This window comes from Caballeronia sp. GAFFF1 (assembly GCF_023630705.1).
GTDB lineage: Bacteria > Pseudomonadota > Gammaproteobacteria > Burkholderiales > Burkholderiaceae > Caballeronia.
Genome location: NZ_JALQEM010000006.1, coordinates 1 through 12,945, shown reverse-complemented (window position 1 = coordinate 12,945; position 12,945 = coordinate 1). Strand labels below are relative to the sequence as shown.

General features: G+C 64.9%; 9 protein-coding genes. 5 read left to right on the top strand and 4 right to left on the bottom strand.

Annotated features, from left to right (window positions below; translation table 11 throughout):
* Positions 1 to 73: 73 nt before the first annotated feature.
* The 3 genes from NCR37_RS03900 to zwf form a co-directional block, all read right to left on the bottom strand.
* Entirely contained in the window at positions 74 to 1,990 is a 1,917-nt protein-coding gene (locus tag NCR37_RS03900; RefSeq protein WP_206467803.1) for a bifunctional transcriptional regulator/glucokinase, read from the bottom strand.
* Positions 1,971 to 2,693, bottom strand: coding sequence for a 6-phosphogluconolactonase (pgl, locus tag NCR37_RS03895; protein ID WP_250471860.1), 723 nt, complete (start codon positions 2,691 to 2,693; stop codon positions 1,971 to 1,973). The genes NCR37_RS03900 and pgl overlap by 20 nt, the downstream gene beginning before the upstream one ends.
* 132 nt (positions 2,694 to 2,825) lie before the next feature.
* On the bottom strand, positions 2,826 to 4,286 hold the full coding sequence (gene zwf / locus NCR37_RS03890) for a glucose-6-phosphate dehydrogenase (RefSeq protein WP_250471859.1): 1,461 nt from the start codon (positions 4,284 to 4,286) through the stop codon (positions 2,826 to 2,828).
* 605 nt (positions 4,287 to 4,891) lie between these two features.
* Here zwf and NCR37_RS03885 point away from each other — a divergent pair.
* The 5 genes from NCR37_RS03885 (at position 4,892) to NCR37_RS03865 (ending at position 11,552) form a co-directional block, all read left to right on the top strand.
* Entirely contained in the window at positions 4,892 to 6,145 is a 1,254-nt protein-coding gene (locus NCR37_RS03885; protein ID WP_248321664.1) for an ABC transporter substrate-binding protein, read from the top strand.
* Positions 6,146 to 6,354: 209 nt separating this feature from the next.
* Positions 6,355 to 7,296 (top strand): carbohydrate ABC transporter permease, encoded by a 942-nt coding sequence (locus NCR37_RS03880; RefSeq protein WP_248321663.1) that lies wholly within the window; start codon positions 6,355 to 6,357, stop codon positions 7,294 to 7,296.
* Positions 7,286 to 8,143, top strand: coding sequence for a carbohydrate ABC transporter permease (locus NCR37_RS03875; RefSeq protein ID WP_250471858.1), 858 nt, complete (start codon positions 7,286 to 7,288; stop codon positions 8,141 to 8,143). Before NCR37_RS03880 ends, NCR37_RS03875 begins: the two co-directional genes overlap by 11 nt.
* A gap of 49 nt (positions 8,144 to 8,192) precedes the next feature.
* The gene (locus NCR37_RS03870; protein ID WP_250471857.1) at positions 8,193 to 9,311 is read left to right on the top strand and encodes an ABC transporter ATP-binding protein; all 1,119 of its coding nucleotides are present in this window, start codon (positions 8,193 to 8,195) and stop codon (positions 9,309 to 9,311) included.
* A gap of 114 nt (positions 9,312 to 9,425) precedes the next feature.
* Positions 9,426 to 11,552, top strand: a complete 2,127-nt coding sequence (locus NCR37_RS03865) for a prolyl oligopeptidase family serine peptidase (RefSeq protein WP_250471856.1) — start codon at positions 9,426 to 9,428, stop codon at positions 11,550 to 11,552.
* Between the two features lie 433 nt (positions 11,553 to 11,985).
* Here the strand turns inward: NCR37_RS03865 and NCR37_RS03860 are convergent.
* The coding region (locus tag NCR37_RS03860; RefSeq protein ID WP_250471855.1) for an MFS transporter at positions 11,986 to 12,945 on the bottom strand (960 nt) is incomplete at its 5' end.

Below are 12,945 nucleotides of genomic sequence, written 5' to 3'. Positions count from 1 at the left end.
CGTTGTCTTGTGCGCCAAAGAAAAGGGCCGCCGATTCGCATCGGCGGCCCTTTTCGTTCGAACTGCTCAGGCGCTATTCCTTCGCCATGCCCGACGCACCGTGACTCAGCCAGTCGAGCACGGCGGCGGCTTCGTCGTCGCTGGACTCGCGGGCTTGCGCGACCGTCTCGCTGATCTTCGCGCCCGGCTGCGGCGCCGCGCGGCGAATGGCCACGCCGACCGCGAGGATGTCGATGATCACGAGATGCAGAATGCGCGAGATCATCGACAACTGGGACTCGCGAATCTCGATGTGATCCGTCTCCAGCGCCACCGTCGCACGCTTGGCGAGCGGCGTGTTGCTCGACGTGATCGCGATGACCGTCGCACCTTGCTGCATCGCCACTTCCAGCACGCGCAGCAGTTCCGGCGCGCGACCGGACTTCGACACGGCCACGATCACATCACCCTTGCCGAGCAGCGCCGCCGACGCCGCCTGCATGTACAGATCGCCGTACGCAATCGTCGGGATGCCGAAGCGGAAGAACTTGTAGTGCGCGTCCTGCGCGACGATGTTCGAATTCCCGAGGCCATAGAACTCGATGCGCCGCGCGCCGTTCAGAATGTCGATCGCGCGCTCGACGTTCTCGAAGTTCAGATGCTCGCGCAGCTGAAGGATGGCCGACACGGTGTTGTCCAGCACCTTCGCGCCGAAATCGGTGGCCGTATCCCCAAGATGCACCTGACTGTGGCTCACCGGAATCGTGCCGGTGAGCCCCGTCGCGAGCTTCAGCTTGAAGTCGGAGAGGCCCTGACAGCCGAGCGAGCGGCAGAAGCGAATCACCGTCGGCTGGCTCACGTCGGCCTTGCGCGCAATGTCGATGATCGGATCGTTGATGATCGAGCGCGGATGATTCAGCGCAAGATCGGCCACGCGCCGTTCGGCGGGCGTGAGGGCATCGCGCATCTGGCGAATGCGCTCGAACACCGCCGACGATCCGCTGTTCGCGCGGTTCGACAACTGCTCGGCCAGAATCGCGGACACGCCGAGAAACGCCGGGTATTCCGCGGTGATGACGTAAGTCGGAATGCCGGACAAATACTGCTGGAAGCGCCCTTTCGACTCGAACCGCTCGCGAAACGGCGACTTGTGGAACAGCTCGCCCAGCTTCAGCACGATGCCGCCGCCGATATAAATGCCGCCCAGCGCGCCGAGCGTCACCGCGATATTGCCCGCAAACGTGCCGAGGATCGCGCAGAAGCAGTTCACCGTTTCGAGCGCGAGCGCCTCGCCTTGATGCGCGCGCGTGGTGACGTCGGCGGCGGTGAAGGTGTCGGCGACCGCGACGTTGTCGCGCTCCGCGAATGCGCGGTAGATCAGCTCCAGCCCCTGCCCCGCGCACACGCGTTCGAACGACACGTGCGGGAACTTGCGGCGCGCATAGCGCGTGACGAGGTCTTCGCTTTCATCGAACGGCGAGAAGGTTGCATGTCCGCCTTCGCTGCCGAGCGCGATCCAGCGATCGTCCGCGGGGATCAGACCCGACACGCCGAGGCCCGTGCCCGGACCCAGGAGGCCGATCACGCTGTTCTGCCGGCGCGCGCCGCCGCCCACCTGCACGCGCTGCGCATCGGTGAGGCCGGGCAGCGCCATCGCGAGCGCGGTGAAGTCGTTGACGACCAGCAGCGTGTCGAAGCCGAGCGCGCGGCGCGTCGCTTCGATCGAAAAGCTCCAGTCGTGGTTCGTCATTTTCACGTGATCGCCGTCCACCGGATTGGCGATCGCGATCGCAGCGTGATTCACGCGGCCGACTTTCGTGTCCTTCAGATACTGCTGCATGACTTCGGCGATGCCGGGGTAATCGGCGCCCGGATACACGCGAATCTGCCCGATTTCGCCGGGCGCCGTCTCCAGCGCGAAGCGCGCGTTGGTGCCGCCGATGTCGGCGAGCAGCCTCGGTCCATCGGCGTGGCTCGCCGCCGGCGCGGCCTTATGCACACCAGTAGACATCGAGCTTCACTCCTTCATCGTTGGCCAGGGTCGAGATGGCATTCTTTTGGCGCGCGGCGAGCGCCGCGTTCAGCACGTCCAGTTTCTTCTGGCCGGAGATGAAGAGGAAAAGCTGCTTCACCTGCTTGAGAGCGGACATCGACAGGCTCACGCGCGCATGCGGCGCGCTGCCCGGATGCACGGCGACAAAGCGGTCCTGCGTGGAAACGGCGAAGTCCCATTCGGGCGCGTCCGCGAAGATGGATGCCGTGTGGCCGTCCTCGCCCATGCCGAGCACGGCGACGTCCGGCAGACGGCGGCGCGCGTCGGCGTTCAGCGCGGCGACGTGCGCTTCGAGCGTGGCGGACGTATCGACGAGCGGCAGGAAGTAGGCGGCCGCGCCCGCGTCTTGCAGAAGCGTCTCGCGCACGAGGCGCGCGTTGCTCGCGGAATCGGTTTCAGGCACCCAGCGGTCGTCGACGAGCGTCACGTCGATGTGCGCCCACCCGAGCGGCTCGTGCGAGAGCGTCTGCAAGAACGGACGCGGGCTCGTGCCGCCGGACACGGCGAGCGTGGCATGAGCGGACTGTCCTGATGCGGCTGCGCCGGCATCGGCCGATGCGGCGCCCCTGGCCGCGAGCGACGCGGCAAGCGCGCCGCTGACGGCCCTCGCCAGCGCGTCCGAGTGGGCGCGCGGGTCGTCGAAAGTGCGAAGCTCGATCACTGCTCCTCCATCCTGCTTGTCTTGGTTTATCGACCCGCCTTATGCCGCGAAGCCGCGAACGGCCCGCGAAGCGGTCTTGTGTGCTGGCGTCCGCGCGGCGTCTCTCTGAACGGAGCCGTCAGCGCGACGCCCTCAATTCTCTTCTTCCAGCCAGCACGTGCCATGCTGCGCGAGCATGGCGCTCGACGCCGCCGGCCCCCACGTGCCCGCCGCGTACGGCTTGGGCTTGTTCGTGGACGCGGCCCACGCGTTCAGAATCGGCTCGACCCAGCGCCACGCGGCTTCCTGCTCGTCGCGACGCACGAAGAGCGCAAGCCGCCCGTGGATCACGTCCAGCAACAGCCGCTGGTACGCCTCCATCTGCCCTTCCTTGAAGAACTGGTCGAACGCGAGGTCCAGATGGACGCTTGCGAGATTCATGCCCTCGCCCGGCTGCTTCGCGAGGCAGTAGAGGCGAATGGTCTCGTTCGGCTGCAAGCGGATCACGAGCCGGTTCGCGCCCGCGCGCAGCGCATTCGCGCCGAGCGCGGAATGCGGCACGGGCCGGAAATTCACGACGATCTCCGCGACGCGGTCGGCGAGCCGCTTGCCGGTGCGCAGGAAGAACGGCACGCCGGCCCAGCGCCAGTTTTCGATTTCGACTTTCAGCGCGACGAAGGTTTCCGTGTTGCTGTCGGGGCGCACGCCGGCTTCCGTCGCGTAGGCCGGCACCGATGCGCCGCGGATCACGCCCGCGTGATACTGCCCGCGCACGGCGACGCGGCTGATATCGCGCTCGTCGATTGGCTTCAGCGCGCGCAGCACGCGCAGCTTTTCGTCGCGCACGGAGTCGGAATCCATCGAATGCGGCGGCTCCATCGTCACGATGGAAAGCAGTTGCAGCAAATGGTTCTGGACCATGTCGCGCAACGCGCCGGTGTTGTCGTAGAAGTCGCCGCGCGCTTCCACGCCGAGTTCTTCCGCAATGGTGATCTGGATGCTCTCGACCCATTCGCGCCGCCACAGCGGCTCGAAGAGCGCATTGCCGAAGCGCAGCGCCAGGAGGTTTTGCACCGGCTCCTTGCCGAGGTAATGGTCGATCCGGTAGATCTGTTCTTCCTGAAAGATTTCGCCGACCGCGTCGTTGATGGCGTTGGACGATTCCAGGTCGTAGCCGAGCGGCTTTTCCAGCACGATGCGCGCGTTCTGGTTCAGACCGACTTCCGACAGCGCGCGGCAAATAGGCACGAAGAGCGACGGCCCCGTCGCGAGATAGAAGACGCGCGTGCCGTCGTATTTGGCGAGCGCGTCGCGCAGCACCACGAAGTCTTCCGCGCGACCCAGATCGAGCTGCACATATTCGATGCGCTCCAGAAAGCTGCGCCACGCGGCTTCGTCGAGGCCCTGCTTCGACACGTGAGGCTTCACGTGTTCCTCGACCCACGCGAGGTATTCGCCGGGAGCCTGCGCGCCGCGCGCCACCGCGACGATCTTGCCCGACGCGGCCAGCATGCCCGCCCGGTGCGCTTCGAACAGCGCCGGAAGAATCTTGCGCATCGACAAGTCGCCGGTCCCGCCGAAGAGCACGAAGATGAAATTCGAGTCGCTTTGCATGGGTTTTGAGGCCGCCTGTGAAGTCGGTGGGACGTCGAACGAAAGGGTACCGTAGTTCGACAAAATTTTTTTTGACACTGAATTGTAGTTTAACTACAATCCAAATCAAGAGGAAATGTCACCCGGGAAAAAAATGGCTTGTCAATCAGAAGCTGAGTGTTTTCCCTAAGGCGACCGCGTACTCATGTTAGCGAAGACCGGAAATCGCTGCTTCCATGCACCGGCTGCGTTTCACACGTGTACCGCCTCGCGCCTGCGCCCTCTCGTTTCGCGTTGCATTCGCGGCTCGTGTGCGCGGGTAAAAATCAAAAGCAATCACTAGCATGGGCCGGCACAGGCATGACGCCATCGGCTCGCAGAGGAGACAGTCGTTGCGATTTGACCTACTCATCTCTTGAGAGCCGAGCGGCCGACTATCGGATATCGGACTGCCGGCTTCGCACGCGCGCATGCATCGCCCGCGTGGCGCGCTTCTCCGCCGACACACCCGACACCCGAGTCCCGGCCACCCAAGCATTGCCGTTGTGTAACCACCGTTTTTTCAACGCTTCCTGGCGACATCAGGGGCCACTCGTTACTTGTTCAGGTGCTGGAGGAGATAAACAATGAAAGTCCGTAAGCTCATGGGCGCGCTGTGCGCCGCAGGTCTTCTGTGCGGCGCGACGGCGTCGGCGGTGCAGGCTGCCGAGGCTGTTTCCGTGCTGCACTGGTGGACCTCGGGCGGCGAATCGAAAGCGGTCGGCGTGCTCAAGGACGACATGACCAAGCAGGGCTATCAGTGGAAGGACTTCGCGGTCGCGGGCGGCGCTGGCGCTGCCGCCATGACCGCGCTGAAGACCCAGGTGATTTCGGGCAACGCGCCGTCGGCGGCCCAGATCAAGGGTCCGCTGATCCAGGAATGGTCGGAGCAAGGCGTGCTGGTGCCGATCGACTCCGTCGCCGGCGACTGGAAGAAGAACCTGCCGCCGGAAATCGACAAAATCATCCACGCTGACGGCCACTACGTCGCCGCGCCGTTCTCGGTGCACCGCGTGAACTGGCTGTACATCAACAAGGCGGCGCTCGACAAGGCAGGCGGCAAGGTCCCGACGACGTGGGCCGAGTTCTTCCAGGTGGCCGACAAGATGAAGGCCGCCGGCATCATGCCGATCGCGATGGGCGGCCAGCCGTGGCAAGACCTGACGCTGTGGGAAGACGTCGTGCTGTCGCAGGGCGCGGACTTCTACAAGAAGGCCATCGTCGATCTCGACCAGAAGACGCTGACCTCCGACAAGATGGTCTCGGTGTTCGACACCGTCCGCAAGATCCAGGGCTACTTCGATAGCGGCCGCACCGGCCGCGACTGGAACCTCGCCACGGCCATGGTCATCAACGGCAAGGCCGGCATGCAGTTCATGGGCGACTGGGCGAAGGGCGAATTCGCCGGCGCGAACAAGAAGGCGGGCACGGACTACGTCTGCGCCGCCGTGCCGGGCACCGAGAAGGCGTACACGTTCAACGTCGACTCGTTCGTGTTCTTCCAGCAGAAGGGCCAGAAGACGGCCACGCCGGGCCAGCTCGCGCTCGCGAAGACCATCATGTCGCCGGACTTCCAGGAACAGTTCAGCCTGAACAAGGGCTCGATCCCGGTGCGTCTTGGCGTGAAGATGGACAAATTCGACGACTGCGCGAAGAAGTCCTACGCTGATGAACAGACGGCGATCAAGTCGGGCGGCTATGTTCCGTCGCTCGCACACGGCATGGCTCAGGGCGACGCTGTCGCGGGCGCCATGACCGACGTCGTGACGAAGTTCATGAATTCGTCGCAGGATTCGAAGAGCGCGGTTCAGGCGCTCGCGAACGCCGCCAAGACGAAATAAGGACGTAGCAGCGTGACGGGCGGCAGGCGGCGCAGCACGGCCGCCCGCCGCCCGAGCCACAGAAGCGTCACATAACGTCGTACCAAGCGCCGGTCGTGCCGAAGTCAGCCGATCCGAAAGCACACCTTCGCACCGCGCGCGCAAGTCAGCGTCATTCAAGCGCGTCATGGCGCCATTCAAGCGCCGGCGCATCTTCCAGGAGTCGAGTTGTGACTGCCTCCCTCAGCGGTACCGCGGAAAAGAGTCCGCACCAGCCTCGCCGCGCTTCGCCCACGGCGGCGCTCGCCGATCGCTGGATTCCCAAGCTGGTGCTCGCTCCCAGCATCGTGATCGCGCTCGTCTTCGTCTACGGCTTCATCGCCGTGACAGGCTATCTGTCGCTGTCCGAATCGCGACTGATGCCGCGCTACGAGTTCGCCGGTTTCGACCGATACCGGCAGCTTTTCGCCAACGACGTCTGGTGGACCTCCGCCGCCAACCTCGGCTGGTTCGGCATTCCGTTCATCGCCATCTGCGTCGCCCTCGGCCTCTTCCTCGCGATCCTGCTCGACCAGAAAATTCGCAACGAAGGCGCGCTGCGCGCGGTCTTTCTCTATCCGATGGCGCTGTCGTTCATCGTGACGGGCACCGCGTGGCAATGGATTCTGAACCCCGGCCTCGGCATCGAAAAGGTGTTCCACGACTGGGGCTGGACGAGCTTCACCTTCAACTGGCTCGGCGACCCGGACAAGGCGATCTTCTGCGTCGTGATCGCGGCGGTCTGGCAATCGAGCGGCTTCGTGATGGCGCTTTTCCTCGCGGGCCTGCGCGGCGTGGACAGCGAAATCTTCAAGGCCGCACAAGTGGACGGCGCAACGCTGCCGACCATCTACCGCAAGATCGTGATTCCGAGCATGCGTCCGGTGTTCTTCTCCGTGCTGCTGATTCTCTGCCACATCACGATCAAGACCTTCGACCTCGTCGTCGCGTTGACTGCGGGCGGACCGGGCACGTCGTCGTCGCTGCCGGCCATCTTCATGTACACGTTCTCGTTCAACCGGGGACAACTGGGCGTCGGCGCCGCTTCGTCGATGATGATGCTCGCCACGGTCGTCGCGGTTCTCGTGCCGCTCATGTATCTGGAATCGAGGAGCACTCGCAATGCAGCCTAAGATGACGATCAGCCGCGCCGTCATTTACGCGGTGCTGATTCTTTTCGCGCTTTACTTCCTGTTCCCGATCTACGTGATGCTGTCCACGTCGTTCAAGGACCTCGACCAGCTTCGCACCGGCAACCTGCTCACCCCGCCCACGCACTTCACGCTCGCGCCGTGGGTGAAGGCGTGGCAGGAAGCGTGTACCGGCGTGCGCTGCGACGGCATGGAGCCGTTCTTCATGAACTCCGTGCGCATGGTGATTCCCGCCGTGCTGATCTCGTCGATCATCGGCGCGTTCAACGGCTACGTGCTCACGCACTGGCGCTTCCGCGGCGCGGACGCGTTCTTCACGATGCTGCTCGTCGGCTGCTTCATTCCGTTTCAGGCCATTCTTCTGCCAATGGCGCGGCTGCAAGGCTTCCTCGGACTGTCGAACACGACGAGCGGCCTCGTGCTGGTGCACGTGATCTACGGCATCGCGTTCACGACCATGTTCTTCCGCAACTTTTACGTGAGCATTCCGGCTGAACTCGTGAAGGCGGCGCGCATCGACGGCGCGGGCTTCTTCATGATCTTCACGAAGATCCTGCTGCCCGTCTCGCTGCCGATCTTCATGGTCTGCCTGATCTGGCAGTTCACGCAGATCTGGAACGACTTCCTGTTCGGTATCGTGTTCTCCGGCGTGGATTCCATGCCGATCACGGTGGCGCTGAACAACCTCGTCAATACGTCGACGGGCGTGAAGGAATACAACGTGGACATGGCGGGCGCGATCATCGCGGCTTTGCCGACGATTCTCGTCTACATGATCGCAGGACGTTACTTCGTGCGCGGCCTGACGGCGGGCGCGGTGAAGGGTTGAGCGCAACGAACGCGCTTCCCGCTGAAGAGACAACATAGAGGATTCAAGCATGGCAAGCCTTTCCATCCGTGACGTGTACAAGACCTACCCGAACGGGGTGCCGGTTCTCAAGGGCGTCAATATCGACATCGAGGACGGACAGTTTCTGATCCTCGTCGGCGGCTCGGGCTGCGGCAAGTCCACGCTGCTCAACATGATCGCGGGGCTCGAGACGGTCACGCGCGGCGACATCATGATCGACGGCAAGACGGTCAACAACCTCTCGCCGAAGGACCGCGATATCGCGATGGTGTTCCAGTCCTACGCGCTCTACCCTTCCATGAGCGTGCGCGACAACATTTCGTTCGGCCTCAACATCCGCAAGGTGCCGAAGGACGAGCAGAAGAAGATCGTCGATCGCGTGTCGGAAACGCTGCAGATCGGCCACCTGCTCGACCGCAAGCCGGGGCAACTGTCGGGCGGTCAGCGTCAGCGCGTCGCCATGGGCCGCGCGCTCGCGCGTGATCCGGTGATGTTCCTCTTCGACGAGCCGCTCTCGAACCTCGACGCCAAGCTGCGTATCGAGATGCGCTCGGAAATCAAGCTGCTGCATCAGCGCCTCGGCACGACGATCGTCTACGTGACGCACGATCAGATCGAAGCGATGACGCTCGGCGACCGCATCGCGGTGATGAAAGACGGCATCGTGCAGCAGTTCGGCGCGCCGCAGGAAATCTACGATTCGCCGTCGAACCTGTTCGTCGCGGGCTTCATCGGCGCGCCGCCGATGAACTTCATTAGCGGCAAGCTGGTCGAGGCCGGCGCGGGCGTCGGACTGGAACTGGACACGGGCGTCGCGCGCAATGTGCTGAAGCTGCCGTTCGATGCCGCGAAGCTGCGCGGCAGGATCGGCCAGGACGTGGTGCTCGGCCTGCGCCCGGAGCGCATCACGGACGCGCGCAGCGCGCACGACGTCGCAGACGCGAGCCTGCAACCGATGGACGTGCGCGTCGACGTGATCGAGCCGACCGGCCCGGACACGCTCGTGTTCGCGCAGGTCAACGGCAAGCGCATCGTGTCGCGCGTGCACCCGGCGAGCAATCCGCAGCCGTTGTCGAACATGACGCTGCTGTTCGATGTGTCGAAGGCGGTGCTGTTCGATCCGAAGACGGAAGAGCGGCTGGCCTGAGCGCCGTCGTCGCTAATTAGCTTCCAAGCCGCGCCTCGTGCGCGGCTTTTTCTTTAATGGCGCGCTCGCGCCGATGCGGCACAATCAGCGTTTCGCTTTCGAATGCGCCGCGTTATGCCCCCTCTCTCCGATCACCCCGCGCTCCTCTGGCCGCAAGCCGACAACCCTGATCCCTTCATCGGCCTCGAATCGCTCGACGACGCCTGCGTGCAAACCTGGGTCGATGCGCAGAATCGCCGCACCGAAGCCGCGTTCGGCGACACGCCCGACGCGCGCGCGCTCGCCGCGCGGCTGGAGAAGGCGTACACGTCGCAGGATCGCATCGTCACCTGCTCGCGCTACGGCGACTGGGCCTACAACACGTGGCAAGACGACGCGCATCCGCTCGGCATCGTGCGCCGCGCGCCGTGGAGCGCGTGGCTCGCCGGAACGCCCGAATGGGACATCGTGCTCGATGTCGACGCGCTCGACCTCAACACGAACGAGCACGACGACACGCGCTGGGCGCTCGCCGACTTCGACATGCTCTACCCCGGCTACGACCGCGCGCTGGTCTCGCTGTCGCCGGGCGGATCGGATGCATGCATCGTGCGCGAGTTCGATATCGGGCAACGCCGCTTCGTCGAAGACGGCTTCGCGCTGCCGGACGTCGGCAAGCACGACATTTCGTGGATCGACCGCGATACGGTCTATGTCGGCTGGGACGACAGCAAGACGAGCGCGCGGCCCGCGCTCACGACGTCGGGCTTTCCGCGTCAGGCGCGGCGCTGGAAGCGCGGCACGCCGCTCGCGGATGCGCCCGTCGTGTTCGAAGGCGCGCGCCGCGACGTATCGGCGGGCGCGGACTACGATCCGCTCGAAAAGCTGCATCTGGCGTCTCGCGCCGTGACGTTCTACGACACGCTGCACTTCTGGCTCGACGAAACCGCGAACGAATGGCGTCAGTACGACCTGCCTCAGCATGTCGAGATCGAGCACTGGAACGGCTGGCTTTTCGTCACGCCGCGCAAGCAATGGAACGTGGGCGGCCGGCGTCACGCGGCAGGCTCGCTCACCGTGATCCGGCGCGACGCGTTTCTCGACGGCTCGCGCCATTTCACTGCCCTCTTTGCGCCCGCCGAGCGGCGCGTGCTGGCGAGCATCGACTTCACGAAACATTGGCTGATCGTCTCGCAAATGGACGACGGCACGCCGCGCGTCACGCTCTGGCGTCCGCCCGCGGATGACGACGGCGCGTGGCAATCGCGCGAGTTTGCGTTGCCCCAGGCGAGCCAGAGCTATGTCGATTCCGTCGATAGCGAACGCGACGATACGGTGCTCATCCACGTCGAGCACTTTCTGATGCCGCCGTCGCTCTATCACGCCGATCTTGCCAGCGACGCCCCGTGGACCTTGCTCGCGCGCCTGCCCGCGCAGTTCGACGCGAGCGGGCTCACCGCCGTGCGCCGTCACGCGATCGCGCCCGACGGCGAGCGCATTCCGTACTGGCTGATCGGCCGCGATGTCGAGGTACCCGCGCCACAGCAAGCGCGGCCCTGCCTGCTCTACGGCTATGGCGGCTTCGAAGTCGCGCTCGACCCGCATTACGATGCGACGACCGGCATTGCGTGGCTGGAGCGCGGCGGTCTCTACGCGGTGGCCAACATTCGCGGCGGCGGCGAGTTCGGTCCGCAATGGCATCAGGCGGCGCTGCGCGAGAACCGGCAAGTCTCGTTCGACGATTTCGTCGCGGTCGCGCAGGCGCTCGTCGAAAGCGGCGTCACCACGGCGAAGCAGCTCGCCATTCGCGGCGCGAGCAACGGCGGCCTGCTCACCGCCGTGTGCATGGTGCAGCGGCCGGAGTGCTTCGGCGCGGTGCTGTCCGAAGTGCCGCTCGTCGACATGGCGCGGTTTCATACGCTCTTGCAAGGCGCATCCTGGATCGACGAGTACGGCGATCCGGACGACGCCGCCGATCTCCCGCATCTGATGGCCTATTCGCCGTATCAGAACGTCGAAGCGGATGCCGTCTATCCGCCGGCGCTCTTCACGTCATCGACGAGCGACGACCGCGTGCATCCGGGCCACGCCCGCAAGATGGTCGCGAAAATGCAGGCGCAAGGCCACGACAACGTCTGGTATCAGGAAACGGGTGAAGGCGGGCACGGCGCGGGCGTCGAGCCGGAAGCGGTGGCGCAGGCCGAAGCGGCGGCGTTCACGTTCCTCGCGTCGGTTGTCGGGCCGCTGCCGCCACAGCCCTGATCCGCTCACGGAGCAACGGCGCGTTTCGGTGAAAAAGCGTCGCTCTCTTACGATTCGAATTCGTTCGATATAGCGCAGCTTACGGCGCGCCTATAGTTCAACCATTCCTTGTTGATCCGGCGAAACGCCTTCCTCGACAGAAGGTTCGCGGCAACGGGAATGGCTTGACTGACTTTTCGACCGAAACGAACCGATCGGGAACACCTTTGACCCAGGCACCCGATTCTCGACAGGAGGAGACGCCTATCGCCCAGACCGAATCGAGCGAGTATTCACCTTTGACCCGGACGAATACTGCCCACTGAAAACCGCCCGACCGCGCCGCCTTCTGACCCAGGGCAGCATGAGTCGAGTTGGAAGCACCTTTGACCCAGGATTGACCTCGCCATCGCGCGAGGTTTTTTTTGCCCGCGCGCCGCGCGACTGCCTGATCTCAGACGCGCACGGGCGACGCGTGCGAGCGCATGACGAGCGTGCGACCGGCGAACGTCAGTACGCCGCACGTGCCGATAACGATGCCCATGCCGTGCGGCGAGACGTCGTGAAAGAAGCCGACGGCGAGACTCGCGAGCGCGCCGAGCGCAAGCTGCATCGCGCCGAAGACGGCGGCCGCCGCGCCTGCGTTGCGCGGATAACGGTGCATGAGTTCGGTCGTGCAATTGGCGGACAGAAGTCCGACCACGCCGACGACGAAGAACAGGCTTGCGACGATCGACCACAAGCCGCCCCATCCCGTCAGCGCGACGAACGCCACCACGATGGCCGCCACGACGCTGACGAACGCCGCAGCCGAGATCATCTTCATCGCGCCCACGCGCCCGACGAGCTTCGTGTTGAGCACGTTCCCGCCGATGATCCCGACGATATTGAGCCCGAACAGCAGCCCGTAATGCTGCGGCTTGACGTGGAAATAGTCGATGTAGACGAACGGCGTCGCGGTGATATACGCGAACATCGACGCGAACGCCATGCCGCCGCACAGCACGTGGCCCCACGTGACGGTATCGGTCAGGAGATGCCCGTATGCCGCGAACGACGGGCCGAGCGCCGCGCCCGCGCGCTTCTCCTTCGGCCACGTTTCGGGCACGCGCAGGAACGCGGTCACCGCGCACAGCGTGCCGAAGAGCGTGAGCGCAACGAACACGACGCGCCAGCCGCCGAGCAGCAGCAATTGCCCGCCAATCAGCGGCGCGAGCAGCGGGCCGATGGACGTGACGATGGACAGCATCGACAGGACGCGGGCGGCGTCGGGGGGGGGGGGGGGGGGGGGGGGGGGGGGGGGGGGGGGGGGGGGGGGGGGGGGGGGGGGGGGGGGGGGGGGGGGAGGAGTCTGAGTTGTCTCCGTATGGGCGGAGGAAGCGCGAGCGCAAGAGCGAGAAGAGAGAGTGTGTGC